Annotated in this window: 19 protein-coding genes; 11 read left to right on the top strand and 8 right to left on the bottom strand. The window is 35.6% G+C overall.

What is annotated here, in order from left to right; all coding sequences use genetic code 11:
- Positions 1-3: 3 nt before the first annotated feature.
- From AEQSU_RS14750 to AEQSU_RS14730, 5 genes are all read left to right on the top strand, one after another.
- Entirely contained in the window at positions 4-567 is a 564-nt protein-coding gene (locus AEQSU_RS14750; protein ID WP_014783671.1) for a mechanosensitive ion channel domain-containing protein, read from the top strand.
- A 52-nt stretch (positions 568-619) separates the two neighbouring features.
- Positions 620-3,112, top strand: a complete 2,493-nt coding sequence (locus AEQSU_RS14745; RefSeq protein ID WP_014783670.1) for a PIG-L family deacetylase — start codon at positions 620-622, stop codon at positions 3,110-3,112.
- A gap of 51 nt (positions 3,113-3,163) precedes the next feature.
- Positions 3,164-3,385 (top strand): hypothetical protein, encoded by a 222-nt coding sequence (locus AEQSU_RS14740; protein ID WP_014783669.1) that lies wholly within the window; start codon positions 3,164-3,166, stop codon positions 3,383-3,385.
- The gene (locus AEQSU_RS14735; RefSeq protein ID WP_014783668.1) at positions 3,363-3,776 is read left to right on the top strand and encodes a putative toxin-antitoxin system toxin component, PIN family; all 414 of its coding nucleotides are present in this window, start codon (positions 3,363-3,365) and stop codon (positions 3,774-3,776) included. The genes AEQSU_RS14740 and AEQSU_RS14735 overlap by 23 nt, the downstream gene beginning before the upstream one ends.
- A 111-nt stretch (positions 3,777-3,887) precedes the next feature.
- Positions 3,888-5,594, top strand: coding sequence for a sodium:solute symporter family protein (locus tag AEQSU_RS14730; protein WP_014783666.1), 1,707 nt, complete (start codon positions 3,888-3,890; stop codon positions 5,592-5,594).
- 88 nt (positions 5,595-5,682) lie between these two features.
- On the opposite strand, the gene fumC is transcribed toward AEQSU_RS14730, so the two are convergent.
- Entirely contained in the window at positions 5,683-7,068 is a 1,386-nt protein-coding gene (fumC, locus tag AEQSU_RS14725) for a class II fumarate hydratase (protein ID WP_014783665.1), read from the bottom strand.
- A gap of 193 nt (positions 7,069-7,261) precedes the next feature.
- Between fumC and AEQSU_RS16800 the strand changes: the two genes are divergently transcribed.
- Complete coding sequence (locus AEQSU_RS16800) at positions 7,262-7,432, top strand: hypothetical protein (RefSeq protein WP_014783664.1); 171 nt, start codon at positions 7,262-7,264, stop codon at positions 7,430-7,432.
- Between the two features lie 74 nt (positions 7,433-7,506).
- Here the strand turns inward: AEQSU_RS16800 and AEQSU_RS14715 are convergent, their stop codons facing one another.
- The 7 genes from AEQSU_RS14715 to AEQSU_RS14685 all read right to left on the bottom strand — a co-directional run bounded on the left by AEQSU_RS14715 (position 7,507) and on the right by AEQSU_RS14685 (position 13,056).
- On the bottom strand, positions 7,507-10,002 hold the full coding sequence (locus AEQSU_RS14715; protein ID WP_014783663.1) for a TonB-dependent receptor: 2,496 nt from the start codon (positions 10,000-10,002) through the stop codon (positions 7,507-7,509).
- An 85-nt stretch (positions 10,003-10,087) separates the two neighbouring features.
- The gene (gene arsC / locus AEQSU_RS14710; protein ID WP_014783662.1) at positions 10,088-10,429 is read right to left on the bottom strand and encodes an arsenate reductase (glutaredoxin); all 342 of its coding nucleotides are present in this window, start codon (positions 10,427-10,429) and stop codon (positions 10,088-10,090) included.
- Positions 10,430-10,585: 156 nt separating this feature from the next.
- Positions 10,586-11,059 carry an HAD domain-containing protein gene (locus tag AEQSU_RS14705; protein ID WP_014783661.1) on the bottom strand — a complete coding sequence of 158 codons (474 nt, stop codon included), beginning with the start codon at positions 11,057-11,059 and terminating at the stop codon, positions 10,586-10,588.
- Positions 11,060-11,077: 18 nt separating this feature from the next.
- Positions 11,078-11,461 (bottom strand): hypothetical protein, encoded by a 384-nt coding sequence (locus AEQSU_RS14700; RefSeq protein ID WP_042492115.1) that lies wholly within the window; start codon positions 11,459-11,461, stop codon positions 11,078-11,080.
- 66 nt (positions 11,462-11,527) lie between these two features.
- Positions 11,528-12,004, bottom strand: a complete 477-nt coding sequence (locus AEQSU_RS14695) for a hypothetical protein (protein WP_014783660.1) — start codon at positions 12,002-12,004, stop codon at positions 11,528-11,530.
- 153 nt (positions 12,005-12,157) lie between these two features.
- The gene (locus AEQSU_RS14690; protein ID WP_014783659.1) at positions 12,158-12,517 is read right to left on the bottom strand and encodes a plastocyanin/azurin family copper-binding protein; all 360 of its coding nucleotides are present in this window, start codon (positions 12,515-12,517) and stop codon (positions 12,158-12,160) included.
- Positions 12,514-13,056 (bottom strand): DUF4142 domain-containing protein, encoded by a 543-nt coding sequence (locus tag AEQSU_RS14685; protein ID WP_014783658.1) that lies wholly within the window; start codon positions 13,054-13,056, stop codon positions 12,514-12,516. Before AEQSU_RS14685 ends, AEQSU_RS14690 begins: the two co-directional genes overlap by 4 nt.
- Positions 13,057-13,288: 232 nt before the next feature.
- On the opposite strand from AEQSU_RS14685, the gene AEQSU_RS14680 reads away from it, so the two are divergent.
- From AEQSU_RS14680 to AEQSU_RS14660, 5 genes are all read left to right on the top strand, one after another.
- A complete protein-coding gene (locus AEQSU_RS14680) occupies positions 13,289-14,005 on the top strand; it encodes a hypothetical protein (RefSeq protein WP_014783657.1) in 717 nt (238 codons plus the stop codon).
- A gap of 36 nt (positions 14,006-14,041) precedes the next feature.
- A complete protein-coding gene (locus AEQSU_RS14675) occupies positions 14,042-16,804 on the top strand; it encodes a carboxypeptidase-like regulatory domain-containing protein (RefSeq protein ID WP_014783656.1) in 2,763 nt (920 codons plus the stop codon).
- A gap of 1 nt (position 16,805) precedes the next feature.
- Positions 16,806-18,014: a DUF4249 domain-containing protein gene (locus AEQSU_RS14670; RefSeq protein WP_342626246.1), complete on the top strand. Its 1,209-nt coding sequence runs from the start codon at positions 16,806-16,808 to the stop codon at positions 18,012-18,014.
- A 108-nt stretch (positions 18,015-18,122) separates the two neighbouring features.
- A complete protein-coding gene (locus AEQSU_RS14665) occupies positions 18,123-19,331 on the top strand; it encodes a DUF4249 domain-containing protein (protein WP_014783654.1) in 1,209 nt (402 codons plus the stop codon).
- Positions 19,332-19,333: 2 nt separating this feature from the next.
- Positions 19,334-21,067, top strand: coding sequence for a carboxypeptidase-like regulatory domain-containing protein (locus AEQSU_RS14660; RefSeq protein ID WP_014783653.1), 1,734 nt, complete (start codon positions 19,334-19,336; stop codon positions 21,065-21,067).
- The last annotated feature ends 8 nt before the right edge of the window (positions 21,068-21,075 follow it).

Raw genomic sequence — 21,075 nt, 5'->3', positions numbered from 1 at the left:
TTTATGATAAATCTTAAAGAATTTTACCCAGAATTGATTGAATCTACGATTCTAGTTCTGGTTTTAATGTTACTTCGATTAATTCTGAAGCGAACGGTTCGAAACTTCGCAAAAAAAATAGAACGACTGGAACATCGTACGGGTTTGATTATGAAACATGTAAATTTTGCAATCTTTTTTCTACTAGTTTTCGGCTTTATATTAATTTGGGGTGTTGATTTCAGGAATTTGGGCGTTGTAATGTCCTCCGTTTTTGCTGTAATTGGAATTGCATTTTTTGCACAATGGTCCATTTTAAGCAACATTACGAGCGGCGTGATTATGTTTTTCACCTTTCCATACAAAATAGGTGATTACATTAAAATTCACGATAAAGAAATGCCTTGTGAAGGTATTATTGAAGACATAAAAACCTTTCACATTATTCTTCACACCACAACAAACGAGATTATTACCTATCCAAATAGTATGATGCTTCAAAAAGGCGTGAGCATTATTAAACCTGAAGAATTTTATGAACAGCAGCACGAGCTTGATAAAAATAAGGAAAAACTAACGCACGATTAATTTTCACAAATAAGTACCTTTGAAGACTTTCGAATAAATCAGCACTAATTTTATGCAAAAATCAATTCTTTTAAGGCTACTATTTTTATTTTTTACAATAGCAGCCACCGCACAAACTCCTCAAAAATCGTCAACTTCAGAAATTTTCCACAACCTTCAAAAGCTAAATTTTGTAGGTTCTGCCCTTTATATTGCCGCCCATCCTGATGATGAAAATACGCGGCTCATTTCCTATTTGGTAAACGATGTTCACGCAAATACCGCCTATCTTTCACTCACTCGTGGCGATGGCGGACAAAACTTAGTTGGTCCAGAACTACGAGAACTTTTGGGTGTAATTCGCACTCAGGAATTGCTTGCAGCTCGCAGAACAGACGGCGGTCAGCAGTTTTTTACCCGTGCCAATGATTTTGGTTACAGCAAAAATCCAGATGAAACATTTACTTTTTGGAATCGTGACGATGTTTTAAGTGATGTGGTTAGAACCATTCGAAAATTTAAACCAGATGTTATCGTAAACCGCTTTGATCATCGCAGTCCTGGTAGCACTCACGGTCATCACACTGCTTCAGCAATGTTGAGTGTTGAAGCTTTTGATTTGGTCAATAATGCTTCAAAATTTCCAAAATCTGCTGAAGAATACGGCGTTTGGAAACCACAACGACTTTTTTTTAATACTTCATGGTGGTTTTACGGAAGTCAAGAAAAATTTGAAAAAGCGAACAAATCAAACCTAGTTTCGGTTGAAACTGGAAATTATTTTCCTGAGCTTGGTTTATCAAATGGCGAAATTGCTTCACTTAGTCGAAGTATGCACAAATCGCAAGGTTTTGGCAGCACAGGTTCCCGCGGCACCGAAACTGAGTATCTGGAATTGCTAGAAGGAAGTAAACCTTCAGACAACAATCTATTTGAAGGCATAAACACCAAGTGGTCAAGGCTTGATGGCGGAAGTGCAATTGGAGCGATTTTGAATCCGTTGGAAGAAAATTTCAACTATAAAAATCCTTCTGAAATGCTTCCACAGTTGTTGAAAGCCTATTCTTTAGTTTCAAATTTGAAGGATGAACACTGGCGAAATATAAAACTGAAACAACTAGATCAACTTATTTTAGATTGTGGCGGAATCTTTATTGAAGCGGCTTCCGAAGCAAATTCAATCAATCCAAACGAAAATTTCAAAGTAAATATTGAAGCCATAAACCGTGGAAAAGCAGATGTTGTTTTAAAATCGGTTAAAAATTCTGACGGTAAAATTCTTTGGAATGAAGCTGCAACACTTCCTTTTAATAAAGCTGAAAAACTAGAAATTACAGTTAATTCAGGAACTCACGATCCAAAATATTCTTCGCCTTATTGGTTGAATGAAAAAGGAACCGTTGGAATGTACGTTGCGCAAGAAGAACTGATAGGCCTTCCTGAAACCCCGCCGTTAGAGCAATTGGTTTTCGAACTTCAATTTGAAAACACCACAATTCCTTTCACAAAAAGCATAATTTATAAATTCAACGATCCCGTAAAAGGCGAAGTTTACCGCCCGTTGGAAGTGCTCCCTGAAGTTACGGCTTCCATCGCAGAAAAAGTTTTAATTTTCGCTAGTAATGATGCTGAAACTGTTTCAGTAATTGTCCGCGCTGGAAAAGACACTATTTTTGGAAATGTGAGTCTGCAACATCCCCAAGGCTGGAAGGTTGAACCTGCGCAACAAGCGTTTCAACTTGAAAGAAACGGTGAGACGAAAACCTTCAACTTTACGGTTACGCCACCAAGCGGACAAAGCGAGGGATATTTAAAGGCAATTGTAAGCGCTGAAGGAAAAGTTTTTGATAAAGAATTGGTTGTAATAGATTACGAGCACATTCCATATCAAAGTGTTTTGTTGCCTTCGGAAGCAAAAGTGGCGAAGATTGATATTCAGAAAAAAGGACAAAATATTGGTTATATAAACGGCGCTGGAGATGCAATTCCCGAAAGTTTGAAGCAAATTGGTTATATAGTAACCACTATTGAGCCTTCAAATATTTCAGAAGAAAATCTTAAGAATTTTGATGCTATTGTTGTTGGAATCCGCGCATACAATACAGTTCCCGAACTTGCGTTTGTGCAACCAATTCTGAATAAATATGTTGAAAACGGCGGAACAATGATTGTTCAGTACAATACAAGCCGAGGATTGATTACTGAGAATCTTGCGCCTTACGACCTAAAACTATCCCGCGACCGCGTAACCGATGAATTTTCAGAAATCAAATTTCTCGCTCCAGAAAATCCACTTTTAAATACACCAAACAAAATCACTCAAAAAGATTTTGAAGGTTGGGTGCAGGAACGCGGATTATACTTTCCAGATGAATGGGCAAAGGAGTTTACGCCAATCCTTGGAATGAAAGACAAGGGTGAATCGCAAACAAAAGGATCACTTCTAGTAGCCAAATACGGAAGAGGGTATTATATTTATACGGGATTGAGCTTTTTCCGTGAACTTCCAGCTGGCGTTTCAGGAGCTTATAGGTTGTTTGCGAATATGCTTTCTGTGGGAAAATAAGTTGTTAAACGGATTGGATTTTCGTATTTTTAAAGATTAAATAAAAGGATTATGGAAATATTGAGCGTCAAAATTTTAAATCCGAAAGCGAAAAGGCTTTTAAAGGAAATGGTGGATAATGATTTGATTGAAATTGATGATTCTAAAAAGGAATTTTTAGAACTTCTGAAGCGATTGCAAAGTAATTCCGAAAACGTTCCTACACTCGAAGAAATCACGGAGGAAGTGGAAATAGTGAGAAAAGCGAGATATGAGCAAGAAAATAATCGTTGATACCAACTTATGGATAAGTTTTTTAATAACCAAAAAGTATCAAACTCTTAAAAAGCTTATTATTTCCAACGATATAATCATACTTTTTTCCACCCAATCCATATCGGAATTTTGGGATGTTTCTCGTAGACCACATTTCAAAAAATTCTTTTCATTAGAAGATGTAAATATTTTGTTTGCTGTTTTTAAAGTATACGGTATTCAAATAAAACCAACTTCTAATTTAAAAATTTGTCGTGACGAAAAGGATAATTTTCTATTGAATTTAGCTGTTGATGGCAAAGCAGATTATCTAATTACTGGCGATAATGACCTATTATTGCTCAAAGAAATAGGAAAAACCAATATCTTAACTTATTCTGAATTTGAGACCGAAATGGAAAAAATATAAATGAAAAACGCTCCCCAAAAATTCGTTTGGAAAAAAAGCTTCACACTAGTCTTAGTGATTAATGCGGCCTATATCTATGTGTTTTATTTAATAATGCAAAACTACGCCTAAATGCAGCAGATTGACTGGATTGTTTTAATTGGGACGCTGCTTTTTATCGTGCTTTACGGTACGTGGAAATCGCGTCAACAAAAAGATGTGGGCGATTATTTAAAAGGTGGTAACACGGCACATTGGTGGACGATTGGGCTAAGTGTTATGGCAACGCAAGCCAGTGCAATTACTTTCCTTTCAACGCCAGGACAAGCATTTCACGATGGGATGGGCTTTGTCCAGTTTTATTTCGGATTGCCAATTGCAATGGTGATAATCTGCTTGGTTTTTATTCCTATCTACCACAAACTAAAGGTTTATACAGCCTACGAATACCTTGAAACTCGTTTCGATAAAAAAACAAGAACATTAACTGCGATTCTATTTTTAATTCAACGTGGATTGGCTTGTGGAATTACGATTTTCGCACCATCCATCATACTTTCAGCAGTATTGGGTTGGAATTTGATTTATTTGAATATCATCATCGGTGTACTCGTAATTATTTATACAGTAAGTGGTGGCACGAAGGCCGTGAGCGTTACCCAAAAGCAGCAAATGGCTGTTATTTTCTTTGGAATGCTAATTGCCTTTCTTTTAATTCTAAATTATTTGCCGCTCGATATTACTTTCACGAAAGCCCTTGAAATTGCTGGTGCCAACGGCAAAATGGATATCTTAGATTTTTCTTTCGATTTTGATAACCGCTATACTTTTTGGAGCGGAATCATCGGTGGAACTTTTTTGGCGCTCTCCTATTTCGGAACAGACCAAAGTCAGGTACAACGCTATCTTTCCGGAAGAAGTGTGAAGCAAAGTCAAATGGGTTTAATAATGAACGGCTTGTTAAAAGTACCAATGCAGTTCTTCATATTGTTGGTGGGAATCATGGTTTTCGTTTTTTATCAATTCAATAGTTCTCCGCTTCACTTTAATCCTTCCGCAGTAAAAGATGTTCAAAGTTCTGAGTATGCTGGTGAATACAAAGCTTTGGAAGTAAAAAAAGAAGCTCTAGACAAACAATTGGCGGCCACTCAAATAGATTATTCAAGAGCTGAAACTGAGCTGGAGAAACAAACCTATGTTAAAGAAATAAAAACCTTAAACGCTTCCGAAGATAAATTGCGAGAACAATCGGTTTCACTAATAAAAAAAGCGAATCCCAATGCTGAAACAAACGATAAGGATTACGTTTTTATTCACTTCATTTTAACCAATCTTCCACGTGGTTTGATAGGTTTGCTTTTGGCCGTAATTTTAAGCGCGGCAATGTCTTCCACAGCTTCAGAACTGAATGCTTTGGGAAGCACAACCAGTATTGATCTTTACAAACGAAACGTACCCGGAAAGCGCGAAAAACATTATGTAGCGGCTTCGCGCGGCTTTACACTTTTATGGGGAATTATCGCAATAGTAGTGGCTTGTTCAGCACATTTATTTGATAACCTTATTCAGCTTGTAAATATTATCGGTTCTATTTTCTACGGAAATGTTTTAGGCATTTTTCTACTCGCATTCTTTATCAAATACGTTCGTAGTAAAGCTGTTTTTATTGCGGCTTTAATCACCCAAGTAGTCATTATCTATTTTTGGTATATTGACCTTATGCCTTATTTATGGTTGAACGTTGTAGGCTGCGCTATCGTTATGGGAATTGCATTATTATTGCAAGTTCTATTACCGAAAAACGATAATTCTGAAATGAAAGTTGCTGCTGAAGTTTAAAAAATAACCACGAATTCACGAATATTTTTAAATAATAATTCGTGAATTCGTGGTCAAATAAATTTTCAATCTACAATTGGAAAATCCTTTAGACCATATCCTCGGGTTTCACCCACTCATCAAACTCTTCCGCAGTTACATAACCTAGGTTTACTGCTTCTTCTTTTAAAGTAGTTCCATTTTTATGGGCTGTGTTTGCAATTTCAGCAGCTTTATAATAACCGATTTTTGGGTTAAGCGCGGTAACTAGCATCAAACTGTTGTTCAATTGCTTTTTGATTACTTCGTAATTTGGCTCAATTCCTTGAGCGCAATGCACATCAAAAGAAACACAAGCATCACCAATCAATTGCGCAGATTGAAGAAAATTAGCAGCCATAACTGGTTTAAAAACGTTCAATTCAAATTGTCCTTGCATTCCACCAACGGCGATTGCCATATCGTTTCCGATTACTTGCGCACTTACCATTGTTAAGGCTTCACATTGCGTTGGGTTTACTTTTCCGGGCATAATTGAGGAGCCTGGCTCATTTGCCGGAATGTTTATTTCGCCAATTCCGCTTCTTGGTCCGCTGGCAAGCATTCGTACATCATTGGCTATTTTGTTTAATGAAACAGCCAATTGCTTTAAGGCACCGTGACTTTCAACAAAAGCATCGTGTGCGGCAAGAGCTTCAAACTTATTTTTTGCTGTTATAAAAGGCAAGTCTGTGAATTTTGCAATGTATTCTGCAACTTTTACGTCGTAGCCTTTTGGCGTATTCAAACCTGTTCCAACGGCAGTTCCGCCCAAAGCGAGTTCTGCCAAATGTGGAAGTGTGTTTTTAAGTGCTTTTATTCCGTGTTGAAGTTGCGCCGCATAACCACTAAATTCCTGCCCAAGAGTTAGGGGAGTAGCGTCCATAAAATGAGTTCGGCCAATTTTTACCACACTTTTATATTCCTCCGCTTTTTTTGAAAGTGTTTTTTGAAGTTGTTCAACTCCGGGAATTGTGTTTTCAATCAGTTTTTTATAAGCTGCAATGTGCATTCCCGTTGGGAAAGTATCGTTTGAAGACTGTGATTTGTTAACATCATCATTTGGTTGAAGGGTTTTGTCGCCTTCGCCAATTGTTTTTCCAGCAAGTTGGTGGGCCCGGTTGGCAATCACTTCATTCACATTCATGTTACTTTGTGTGCCGCTTCCGGTTTGCCAGATCACGAGTGGAAATTGATCGTCGTGTTTTCCTTCTAAAATTTCGTCACACACTTTTGCAATAAAGTCTCTTTTTTCTTCGGAAAGAACGCCGAGTTCACAGTTTGTATATGCTGCGGCTTTTTTAAGATACGCAAAACCGTAGATTATTTCCAGCGGCATAGAAGCTTTTGGACCGATTTTAAAATTTTCAAAAGAACGCTCTGTTTGTGCGCCCCATAGTTTGTCGGCAGGTACTTTTACCTCGCCCATGGTATCTTTTTCTATTCTATATTGCATTGTGAAAGGATTTATTATGAATTAATTAAACCCCTAAACTAAAGCTTTGGAGTTAAAAGGCAAAGGTAATGAAAAGCAAAAAGTTGTTCAACCCGCACGACTGTTTATTTGTTGTGAATAAATCAGATAAATTTATTGTCTATTATCAAAAAATCCTTTTATCTTTGAACCATCAATTTAAAAAAGCCACATCATGTTTACTTTTGAACAATATTTAGGATTTATCGCGATTATGACAGTAATAACCATCGGATTTTGGTTAATGATATTCTTAGTAAGCATTCTACCTTATTGGATTGGTGGCTCACTATACGAAAGCTGGAAAATGAAGCGTGAAGCAAAGAAAAATAAACAACTGAAATAATTTTTCAAAATATATTTTAAATAAAAAAGGGAACCAAATTGGTTCCCTTTTTTTATGCTCTGTTGTTAAGAATCTTACCCTTCAAATCCTCCTTCATCATCGCCACCACCTTTTTGCGGACGCTGACGCTGTTTCTTTTGGTTGAAACGGTACGTAAAAGTTAGGTTAATTTGACGTTTTCTCCATTGAAATTCACTTTCACTTGTAAAAGTGTTTGTGGTTGTAAGACTGTTTCTTTTTCGAGAATTTAATAGATCGCTAACATTAAGTGCAAGCGTACCGTTATCATCAATAATATCTTTGCTAATTGCCATATCTACTGAAAGGATACCGTCGCTTTCGGTTTGGGAGTTGTTTGAAGGGCCTCTGTAAAACGCATTGGTTTGCCAATCAATTTTTGCAGGCAATTTCACTTTGCTGCTGAATCTTCCGAAATAACTGTTGTTTTCTGTCCCGTAATCTATATTGTTATAAAATCCTTCGGTTTTAAACTTGAAATAGTTGAAACTTCCATTAAGTGTAAGCCATTTGTATGGATTGTAAAGCAAGCCCAATTCAAAACCATAACGGTCGTTGGTAGCTAGATTGATAGGTAAAGTTCTAATGATTGAAACTCCATTACTCGTAAATTGACCCGTTTCTTCCTGAACGCGCTCAAAGCCATCGGTTTCGTGTTGGTAATAAATGGAAGAGGACAGCGTAAGTTTTTTCCAACGCTTTAAATATCCCAAATCGAAAGCACTTGCATAAGCTGGTTCTAGAGAAGGGTTTCCTTGAAAAATATTTGTTTCACTAGAGCGGGAAGGGAAGGGATTAATAAACCAGCTTCTTGGTCTGTTGATACGTCTGTTGTAACCGAGCGTGATATTTTCATTTTGTTTTAATTCAAAAGTAAAATTCAAAGTTGGGAAAAGCCCAGTATAGTTCCTATCAAAATTTAAATCGAAAGGAGGGTTTTCAGAAATATTTTCAGCATCTACCTTTCCTTTAAGTTGTGTGTTTTCAAGTCTAAGCCCCAAAAGAAATGAAAACTTTCCGAATTTATTTCCATACTGCGAATACACGGCGTTTACGTTTTCAGTGTGCGTAAACACGTTGGAAATACTATCATTACGAACAAAAATTCCAGAAGTTCCTATTTCGTTAGATAAAGAATAATCTGTACTCTTTGTTTCAAAATTACCTCTATAACCTGCTTCAAATTGAGCGTTTTCGCCAATAGGCAAAACATAATCTGCTTGGGCAAGGTATTCGGTTTGGTTTTCTTTACTTGTAATATCTTCGGCAGGAAGGATTTCTAAATCTGGAAATATTCTTCGGTCATCAATTATAGAGCGCTGCGTTTCTTTATCGCGGTCATATTGAAGATCTGCAGTAAGTTTATGACCTTTATCGTTGAAATTATTAACGTAATTCAATGAAAACTGATAACTGGTATCATCTTCCGTTTGGTTTTCAATCCTTTTGGTGCTTTCCTTTAAGTCGTTATTCTTGAAATTTTGAGTATCGTTTGTGGTTACGTCTTCGTCATTACCCAATCGAAGAAAACCACTTGCCGTAAGCGAAGATTTTTTTGTTAAATAATATTCAATCCCTAAATTAGTATTGAAGTTTTGATTGAGACGATCGTATTTTCTGTTTTCAATAATTTGGTCAAATTTGGGTTCAACGGTTGTAGTGGTGCCAGTTATAGTATCTATAATAGTTCGCGGAAGATAGTTGTTGTTGAAAAAGGCCTTTCCGGGCCCAGTTCTATAACTAAGTCCCGTGGTATTGAAAATATTGAATTTATCTGTCCTAACATTTATATTTCCCGAAACACTACTATTTAATGGAACGCCAATGGTTGAGGTTAATGATCCATTAACACCCAAAGTCTTTTCTTTTTTAAGAATTATGTTTAAAATACCAGCAGTTCCTTCAGCATCATAACGGGCTGAAGGCGAGGTGATTACTTCTACACGTTCAATAGCATCTGCGGGAAGTTGGCGAAGCGCATCAGTAGATCCAAAACCTGCAATGGCAGAAGGTTTCCCGTTGATTAGAATTTTTACGTTTTCATTACCACGAAGGGCGATTGTTCCATCCACATCTACTGTTACGGAAGGTACGTTGTTAAGTGCATCACTAACTGTGGCTCCACCTGCGGTTAGATCTTTACCAATATTGTATATTTTTTTATCGAGCCTTATTTGTACTTCAGTGGTTTCGGCACGAACTACAACTTCGTCCAAGCTGGCAGCATCCAACGCTAATTTTATAGTTGGAAGCGTTGTGTTTTTCGTTAAGTTTTGGTTTGGAACTTCTTTGGCTTTATAGGAAATAAACTCATATTTAACAGTATAAACGCCAGCAGGAACTTCAATGCTGAAATTTCCTTCAGTATCGGTAATACCTCCCGTAATGGTTTTTCCTTGTTTATTGATGAATGAAACCGTTGAGTATTCCAGCGGATAGTTGGTGCCTTCTTCAAGAATGATTCCTTTTACGGTAACTTGTTTTTTTTCAGGGTTTTGTGCCATCAGAAATGTTGTGGTAAACAAGAGCAGGAGGGAGAATGTAAACTTCATTAAATCTTTTAAGTATTTTGACCTACGAAAATACCTTTGGTTTAATTGACAAATGCCAAGATTCTGTTAAAGTAAAGCGTTGGAATTATAAAATTTCAAGGACTTTTTCTGTTGGTCTGCCAATTACGGCGTGGGTTCCTTTTATGGCGATGGGGCGTTCAATGAGTTTTGGATTTTCAATCATTGCGTCTATAATCTGATTGTCCGTAAGTTCTTTGCCTTTGTAGTTTTCTTTCCATTCGGTTTCTTGCGTGCGAACGAGCTCAATTGGCTTAATTCCTAGCAATTCAATAACCTGTTTTAGCTCTAGGTGTGTTGGCGGATTTTCAAGATATCTTATTATTTCTATGGTTTCGCCTTCTTCTTCCAAAAGATGAAGGGCTTGACGGGATTTGCTACAGCGTGGGTTGTGGTATAGGGTTGTCATAGTTTTTAATTTAAGATTCAAAATTGGGTTATCGTCAGACTTTTAAATGCGAACTGTTAAGTGAAGTATATTCAGTTTTCTAGTCATTAAATAAAAAGCGACTTTGATTTTACACCAAGGTCGCAATTATTTTTTATGAATTATATGCAATGCTTTCTATTTAGCAAATTCATGGTTCAACTTTTCAATCTTCTCTATAGCTTCATCTGCTAAACGCTCGGTTAAACCAACGGAACCACTTGTTAATATCAATCTATCCTTTAAAAATTTTGGCAATGCATTTAAAGATTTATCATCGTCTATGATTATAAATTTATCATTTATATGTTTAGAATTAAACCAGATAATTAATTCATCCTTTCTATTCAAATGGGCTGTATTTTCTGGAAGTCTAGTTATTTTATTCGTATTGATATTTCTAAGTTTAAAAATATCTTTCCATTCATTCAATGTGTACTTATGTTTGTGAGAAGTAGTCAATACAATATCCGCACTTGAATTAGAAATAATTCTATCAAGCGATTTAATTGCCTTCAAACTAAACTCGGGAAAATCATCTTCTAATATTTCGGGTCTTCGCCAAGAGTTCGCAGGAACCATTACTCCGTCTATGTCTAAGTATAATAACATATTACAAATTTACTGAATTTATTTTGTCATTTCGATTATTTGTGCAATTGAGATATTATTGAATTCAGCATCCAATTCATTTAGACGCTTAATTTTTTCCATTGTATCCCATTCTTCTTCAATAAACTCTATAGTTTCCCATTCGTACTCAATAGTTGCGCTCGTTTTGGACGATTTAACTTCGTTAAGTTTGAAATTAGCTAGTAGTGAACTTATATAACGATGATGACCATCAATAATTAAACCGTCACATACCTTAATGTCATCGAACTTTATTCCATTTGTCATTTTTTTGAAAATTCGATTGATAATTGGAAGACAAAGTTTATTGTGTGATGATTTTAAAGTAGAATCAGATTCTTTAATAACTTTTAAAATCAAGTCTTTAGTTATATTCTTCATATATCGGTTTTCATTCAGACTGCCCACTGCAACTGCCCACTACTACTACTACTACTACTACTACTACTACTTTAATAATTCCTCCAATTCCAACTCATAATCATACTGTAAATCTTCGTGTAGGGTTTTCACTTTTTTTGAAATATAATCGATCTGCCGCTTGTATAAGTTTGTGAGCGTTGTGTTTCGTTTTATTGAAGGTGTGAAATCTTTTAGCTTTTCACAAAAATAAAGCAAAAGTTCAACTTCGGTTTCTTTGTTCTGTGAATAACGGATGAATTTTTTAAGTTCCCGAAGAATTTTCCGGATGCTTTTTTTTATGTAGAAATAAGTCTTGGTGTTGATGGTTTCAAAATCTGCATCTACTTTGGTTTTGATACTTTGGATGAAAGCTTCTTCATCTTCAGATTCAAATAATAAATAGGTGAGGAGTTCTTTGTTTTCTTTTTTGAATTTTGAAAGACGCAAACAGAGTTCCAGTAATTCCTGAGTGGATCGTTGATTTAATTCCGTTTTTATTTCTTTTAAACTTGCAGCCTTCATAGATGTAATTTAATGTAAAGGTACTGTGGTTTTTCATAAATTAAAACTTGGAAAAAATTCAATTGGTTTTTATTTAAAAAAGAAAACCCACTGCTGAAAAAAGTAAACCTTAACAACAGTGGATTTCTTCTAATCTAAAAAACTTTAATTTTACTAATTCTTAACTGTAACTGAACCTTTCATTACTATGTGAATGCTGCAGAAATAATCAAAATTATTAGTAATTACTTTCGAAAAGGTTTCTCCTTGTTTCAAGGGTTTTGAAGTCCATTTCTTATTGATTTCTGTCACGTCGTGTGGCACGAAATCTTTATTAATCCACTCCACAACATCACCTTTTTTTACTTGTATTTTTTCAGGAGTAAATTTCATCTGATAAATGCTTACAACGTGTTTGGTAGGAGTATTAGAACTAACATCTGTGTTTTTAAAACTTGTGAATAACAAAAGAACAAAAGACATTCCTACGACTAAAGTGGTGATACTAATAACAAGCGATTTTATTGTTTTCATTTTTTTAGAATTTTGCTTTGAGCCATTTCTGCGTGGTGCAAATGTGTTTCTAAAATAGGCAGTGCGGTTTCAAGCAGTGCTTTTAACTCTGCATTTTGAGATTGTGGAATCAACAGGGTTTTAACAGCGCCAATCACAGCTTTGTGGTATGCTACTTCATTATTTATGTAAGCTTCGTCAAATGCTTTGCCCTTGGCAGCTTTCAATGTTTTAGTAGTCTCTTTAGCTTGTTGCATTAAGGATTTGCTCACTGCATTATCCTGTGGTGTAACTCCAAGTTTGGTAACAAGCGCCACGGCTTGGTCAATGATTGCCTTGTGATCGTTAATCATAGTATTTGCAAATTCGCGCACCGCTGGGTTTTTAGAAGTGGCTACTGCAAGGTTGGCGTAATCTATGTCAATTTGATTCGCAACTACTGCAACGCTGGCAATTTCCGCATCATTAAGTTGCGGTGTGTCTTGTGCAAACCCGCATACGGATATAAATACTGTAAGTATAGCGGTTGCAAGTGATCTGATAAAAAATTTTGTTTTCATGATCTATTTGTTTTTTATGGTTTAAACTGATTTTATAATACCTATTGGATGCCAACAATTTAGACGGGTTACAAATAAAGTTGAGTATTTTTTAAAAATATTTCAACTTTTTTACTGTGGTCTTCTTAAGGTTTCATAATTAAATGATTACCTCAACGCTAACATTTTCGTCTTCGAAATAAATTGTAGTTGTATGTTTTTTTAAGTATTTTTAAAATCGCAAAAATTAATAATGAAGTCTAAAAAAACGCTCCTCACTCTTTTGTCCGCTTTCATCCTCGGAATTAGTGCATTTTCCCAAACCAGTTCCAAAGACAAAATTTATGAAACCTTTGATAACATTGTAGGGGTAGAAAACACTGGATTGTTTAACGGAACAGAGTTTACCGATCTTTTTTTGAATACTGACGGTACCTATAGATACTTTAATGGTTTTGATTATGTTCGGGGCTCTGTAACTTACAATGGCGAGTATTATGTAAATGTGCTTTTGAAATACGATCTTTTGGAAGACAACTTGCTCACGCGTTCTGATGACAACCTGAGCCTTTTCAACGTAAAATTTATTCCAGAGTTTGTTGAATCTTTTTCAATGTATAACCGCAATTTCGTTCGGTTGTCCGACACAAATTTGGGACTTGCCAGAAATGGTTTTTATGAAGCCGCCTACCTTGGCAATGATCTGCAACTTTACATAAAGCACAGCAAAAGGAAAAAGGATAGAGCCTTGAACAGCGGTATTCAGTATAAGTTTTCTGAAGATAATTTTTACTTGTTGAAGAACAAGAATGCTTATTCAGTAATCCGTTCCACAAAAGATTTGAGGAAGGCGCTTCCAGAAAGAGCTGATGAAATTAAGGACTTTTATAAAAGCTACAAAGCCCTTTACAAATCGAACCCAGACAGCTTTATGACGAAACTGGTAAAATATCTAGACGGTTCCAAATAGATAAAAATTGAACAATAATTTGAAGTAAAATGTTTTATGCAAAATCGACTTTTTGTAATAGTTATATTATTTTTCACTGTTTCTGGACTGTTTGCGCAATCGGAGCAAAACATAACCGTAACCTTCAATAATAGCTCTTTAAAGGAAGCAGTTTTGAAAGTGGAAACCCTTTCAAATAAAAAATTCTATTTTAACGATGCTTGGTTGAAAGGACATTTCGTAACCAAAACTTTTGAAAACGAATCGTTAACGAAGGTTTTGAACGGACTTTTCAGCAATACAAACATCAACTATGTTTTTAAGGATGGAAATGTAATTCTTTTAAACAATACATACGTTTACACCGACTTACCTACAGATTATTTCAACGAAGCAAAACCTGATGAAAAAGTAATTGACGATAATAATAGCGCGCCAATTTTTCAAGAGGAATATGTTTCTCAGCAAAGCGTTCAGAAGAGAAAACTTGTAACTATAGGTAAGCAAGAGCGAAATACGGCAAACAAGAGCTACACACTTTCGGGTGTTTTTAAAAATTCGAAAACAGATGAACCGCTTCAAAATCTTTCAATTTCAACAGTTGATAGGTCAAAATATGCAGTTACGGATTCTGACGGACGTTTCAGTATTCGCTTGCCTTCTGGGTTGAATAAATTGGAAACCAATCTTTTGGGATTTGAAAAAATCCGTCAAGACGTAATTATGTATGGCGATGGAAATTTGAATATTTCATTGCAAGAAAACACTGAATCACTTGAAGAAGTTGTTGTAAAATCTAAAAAAGACGCCAACGTTCGCGACGCCGTGGTTGGGGTTACGAGTATTGATATTGAATCAATTAAGACAATTCCGCTAGTTTTAGGTGAGCGAGACATTTTGAAAGTTGCCACAACTTTACCAGGAATAAAAACTGCGGGTGAAGGCTCCAGCGGTTTCAACGTTCGCGGTGGAAGGGCAGATCAAAACCTAATTTTGCTGGACGATGCGGTTCTTTATAATCCATCACACTTTTTAGGTTTCTTTTCTGCAGTAAATCCTTTTACTACGGGGAGTTTAGAAATTTACAAAGCCAGTATTCCTGCTGAATATGGCGGACGGCTTTCCTCAGTTTTTGATATTGAAACCAAATCTGGCGATATGGAAAAGTTTAAAGGTGAAGGCTCTGTTGGACCAATAACCGCCAATCTTGCTGTTGAAGTTCCCGTGGTGAAAGAAAAAGCATCCGTAATCGCAGGTTTTAGAGCAACTTATTCCGACTGGATTTTAAGAAGTCTAGACGAAGAAGAATTGAAAAATAGCCAAGCATCGTTTTATGATGGTATTATAAAGTACAAACACAATATTGACAACAATAATTCCATTCAAGGTACTTTTTATTTAAGTAAGGATCGTTTCAGCATAACTTCAGATTCAATTTTTGATTATAGCAATCGACTGATTTCCTTAAAATACGGACATAGTTTCAACGAAAAGAGTAGGGCGGAGTTGATTTTGGTAAACAGCCAATACAAATATGGAATCAATTATGAAGCCGATGCCAATGCAGATTTCGATTTTGGTTATGAACTAAATGAATATCAAGCAAAACTCAATTTAACTTACAAACTGAGCAAAAAACACAAGTTGAGTTACGGACTTAGCAGTAAACTTTATTCAATCGACCCAGGAAATATTGATCCAATTGGAATAAATTCAGACGTTCTATCAAAAACCGTTGACCGCGAAAAAGGTTTAGAATCTGCCGTTTATCTCGCAGATTTATTTGAAGTGAGCGATAAATTTCTGTTGGATGTTGGTTTGCGTTATTCGTTTTATTCGGCGCTTGGGCCAGCAACTCAGAATGTTTATGAAGAAGGAGTTCCCAAAAGTGAAAGTTCAATAATTGAAGTAAAAGAATACGGAAATAACAAATCCATCAAAACCTACGGCGGACCGGAATATAGAATATCCGCGCGTTATTTATTGGGGAACGATTTTTCAGTGAAAGCTGGTTTCAACAGAACTATTCAATATTTACACCTTCTTTCCACAAATACAACTCAATCACCAACGGATATTTGGAAGCTTTCAGATTTAAACATTGCGCCACAAAGAGCTAATCAATACAGTTTAGGATTCTTCAAAAACCTTTCAGGAAAAGATGTAGAATTCAGCATTGAAGGCTATTACAAAACGATGAACGATCTTCTGGATTATAAAATTGGCGCCCAGTTAATTTTAAATGATGATCTTGAAACGGAACTGCTTCAAGGTGAAGGAAAGGCTTACGGTGTAGAATTTCTTGTGAAAAAGAATAGCGGAAGATTCAACGGTTATTTGGGTTATAGCTATTCGCGTTCGCAAATAAAGCTGGACAGTCAAATAATGCAAGAACGCGTAAACAACGGCGAATTTTTCCCAGCGAATTATGATAAGCCGCACGATTTTTCAGTAGTTGCAAACTATAAACTCACGAAGCGTTTTAGTTTTTCAGGAAATTTCACCTATCAAACCGGGCGACCTATTACTTATCCAATTGGACGTTATGTTTTTGCAGGAGAAGAGCAAGTGCTTTACAGCGATAGAAACCAATTCCGAATCCCAGATTATTACCGATTGGATTTGGGCGTAAATATCGAAGGAAACCACAAATTGAAGAAACTTGCGCACAGTTTTGTAAATATTTCGGTTTATAACGTTTTAGGTAGAAACAACCCGTATTCAGTATTTTTCGTGAATGATGAAGGTCAAATTAAGGCATATAAAACTTCCATATTTTCAGTGCCAGTACCAACTGTGACATATAACTTTAAGTTTTAGGATGATGAGGACAAAGTTTTTATATATAGTATTGTTTTTGGTAACTCTGTTTCAATGGAGCTGCACAGAGCCCTATGAAATAGAAACTGTGATTTATGAAAACGTTTTGGTGGTTGAAAGTACAATTACTGATGAAATGAAGCCTCAAATTGTAAAACTAAGCAGAACCTCACCTCTTGAAAATGTTGATGTTTTATTAGAAAGTAACGCAACCGTTCATGTTTCGAGTAGTGATGGTCAGAACTATGAATTTTACTGGAATAATGATTTAGGATATTACGTTTCATACAATCCTTTCAATGCTCAGCCAAACATTTCTTACACTTTAAGTATAAATACAGCAGACGGTAAAAATTACACGTCTTCACCAGTGGTTTTGCCACCACGTGTAGAAATGGAGCAGATTTATGCGGAAACAATTACCGATCCAAACCAGAAGAAAGATGGGGTTCAGGTTTTGGTAAATACCACAGATCCAACTGGTAATTCAAAATATTTTAGATATGAATATGAAGAAACTTATAAAATTGTAGCTCCCAATCCAACAAAATATTACACTCAAATTATTGATTATAATCCTGATGAAGGAACTTATAAAATCATTTTGTCACCAAGAATACCGGAAGAGATTTGTTATTCTACCGAAATATCAACAGGAATAACGCAAGCGTCAACCAGCGATTTTAGCGAGAATAAGGTGTTCCGTTTTCCAGTTCGCTACTTATCAAAATTGGATTCTAAAATCCAAACGCGCTATAGTCTCTTGGTAAAGCAATATGTGCAGAGTGTAGAAGCTTTTACTTTTTATAAAATTATTAAAGACTTGGGAAGTATTCAAAGTTTACTATCGCAAGGGCAGCCAGGTTATGCTTCAGGAAACATGGTTTCTGAAACAAATCCAGAAGAAAAGGTCTTGGGCTTTTTTGAAGCTTCTTCAATGACATCTAAGCGAATCTATTTTAATTATGACGATTTTGGATTTAAGAAGCCTCCATATTTTGTGGAGTGTGAAATACTCCAATATGATTACTACAAAGGGCCTTCACCGTTTGGCTTTAATGAAAGAGAAGCTCTGTATGACCGTATTACCTATGATGATTATCAAGTGCTCTCTGTAAACTCTAGGTTAGTTTATAGAATAGTGCAGCCGGAGTGCAGCGTATGCACCTATTTTTCATCTAACGTTAAACCTGATTTTTGGGAAGATTGATTATGACACAGAAACAGCTACTTAAACATCCTTTATATTCGGATTTTGTTGCAAACGCACAAATTTTCAAAAATGAAGATAGTAGCTATAATTTTAAGTATTAAAAAAATGAAATTGAAAATTTTATATATAATATTTCTTTCAATATTACTTTTTCAAATGGGTTGCACAGAACCTTATGAAATAGAAACCGTGAACTTTGAAAGTGTTTTGGTTGTGGAAAGTACTATTACCAATGAATTTAAACCACAAATTGTGAAGTTGAGCAGAACTTCAAAACTTGAAAATCCCGAAATTTTAACTGTTAATAATGCTACCGTAATTGTTTCTAGTAGCGATGGCAACAGTTTTAATTTTAACTGGGATAGCGAAACGGGCAATTATATTTCCCAACAGCCTTTCAGTGCGCAACCCAATGTTTCTTACACTTTAGATATTACTACTCAAGATGGAAAAAGTTATTCTTCTTCAGCTGTCACTTTACCTAATTCTATTAAGATTGATGAAGTTTATGCTGAAACAATTGTAAGTCCCACCGAAAATAGAGATGGCGTTCAGGTTTTGGTAAATACAGCAGATCCTACAGGCAAGGAAAAATATTTTAGGTATGAATATGAAGAAACCTATAAAATTACAGCTCCAAATCCATCACAATACAGCGCAGAAATTATTAATTACAATCCCGATGAAGGTACTTATAAAGTAATTCTCACCCAAAGAGTTCCCGAAGAAATTTGCTATTCCACCGAATTTTCTAAAGGAATAACACAGACCACCACAACCGAGCTCAATGAAAACAGAGTGTTTCGTTTTCCAGTGCGTTATCTTTCTAAAGAAGATGCGAGATTACAAACACGTTACAGCATTTTGGTGAAACAATATGTGCAAAGTGTGGAAGCATATACCTTTTATAAAATTGTGAAAGAACTTGGCAGTGTTGAAAGTCTGCTGTCTCAAGGACAACCAGGTTACATAGTTGGAAATATGGTTTCAAAATCAAATTCTAACGAAAAGGTTCTTGGTTTTTTTGAGGCTTCTTCTATGACTTCAAAAAGAATTTATTTCAATTATCAAGATTTCGGGTTTGATAAACCACCCTACTTTGTGGATTGTGAAGTTTTATTTCTAGATTATAATGATAATACCGTTCTAGATGATGATCCAGACGAACGCCAGACTTTTTATGATTATGTTACAAATAGAAATTATCAAGTTTTAAGTCTAGGACAAGGAACTGTATACAGAATCGTGCAACCAGAATGCAGTCTCTGCACCTCTTTTTCATCAAACATAAGACCCAATTTTTGGGAAGACTAATTATGACAAAAAAACTAATATATATAGTATTTATTTTATTCGGTTTTGTTGCAACAGCGCAAATTCCGAAGCAAGATGTTTCCGCAGATTTAAGTGTTTTTCCGAAGGAGAAGGTTGCGCTTTCAATTAATTCAAACGTATTGTTGGCGGGAGAGTTGCTTCAGTATGAAGCTTTCAATCTAGACGCGGCAAACAAAGAAAGCAAACTCAGTAACATTTTATATGTTTCCTTGCGAAACCAAAGCGATTCAATCATTTTCACCCACAAATTAAAGGTTGAAAATGGAACTGCAAACGGAGATTTCTTTACGCCATCTATATTGGAAACTGGCGTTTATAGGCTTATTGGCTACACAAATTTTTCAAGAAATAATACGAATAATGCCTTTGTTGAAAAGGTAATTTACATCATAAACTCCTTTGTTAAAACAAACATAGTAAAAGATACCGAGGAAGGCGCTAAGTTAAGTTTGAAAGCCGAAAGTGAAATAAATTCTTCTGAAAAGCTCAGTAATAATGAAGCAATTCAAATTACAACAAACAAGCAATCCTATGGTTTCCGCGAAAAAGTTAATTTGAATTTGAAGAGTGCTTTGGAAGCTAGAAATGGAAACTATGTTCTTTCTGTTAGAAATATAAATCCAGTTGCTATTTCGAATAATTCTATAAACGAAAAAAAATCTTCAACTTCGGAAACATTCTATGTTCCTGAACTACGTGGCGAACTAGTTTCTGGAGTAGTACTTTCAACTGAAAACGGCAATCCTGCTGCAAACAAAAACGTGTCGCTTACAATCCCTGGAAGTGATTTCGTTTTCAAAACAGCGAAAACGAATGCAAATGGAAGATTTTTCTTTTCCGTTATGGCAGGTTATGATGCCGAAAAAAGCATCGTTCAGCTAATTGAATCTGAAAAAAATGTAGTTAATTATTCCCTCGTGATGGACAAAAAAGATTTCACCTTGGGAAAAAGTGACACATCTGTTTTAAAGTTGGATGCTAATTTAAAGGATTGGCTACTAGAACGCAGCGTGCAAGTTCAGGTTGAGAACGCTTATTTTGATACTAAAAAGGACAGTATTTTAAAGAATAACATAAATCCTGCGTTTTACGATAATCTAGGAACTGTGTTTTTATTGGATGATTATACTCGTTTTCCTTCGGTTAAGGAGACCTTTGTTGAAGTTGTTACCCTTGCAGCAGTAAGAGGAGCAGGAGCGGATAGCCGATTTATTGTTAATAATGAATACGACCCTAATGGGGTGGCAAAATTCAATAATTTACCGCCTTTAGTCCTGATGGATGGTATGGAAGTTCAAAACAACGAAGACCTTGTAAATTATAATGCTCGTGAAATAAAAAGCATTCGAGTGATAATTCAACCTTACCGTTATGGTCATAAAATTTACAGCGGAATCATTGCCGTTGAAACCAAGAAAGGAGATTTTGTACCTAGGCTTTCAAAAAATTATGTTGAATCAATAGATTTACCGCCAGCAGTTAAGAAAAAGAAACAATACCGCGCAGATTATGGTAACAAAGACACGCTATCAAGAATTCCAGATTATAGAGTGCAATTGCTTTGGCAACCTAATTTGACGCTTTCTACAGAAAATGAAGACTTATCTTTTTTCACATCTGATGTTTCTGGGAAGTTTGAAATTACTCTTGAAGGCTTTACAGATGAAGGGAAGTTTGTTTCAATCAAAGAATTTTTTAAAGTAATTGAAGAATAGGACAGTTT

It is taken from the genome of Aequorivita sublithincola DSM 14238, from assembly GCF_000265385.1.
In the GTDB taxonomy this organism is placed as follows: domain Bacteria; phylum Bacteroidota; class Bacteroidia; order Flavobacteriales; family Flavobacteriaceae; genus Aequorivita; species Aequorivita sublithincola.
The sequence above is the reverse complement of the archived record's forward strand: the minus strand, read 5'-3'. Positions and strand labels throughout refer to the sequence as shown.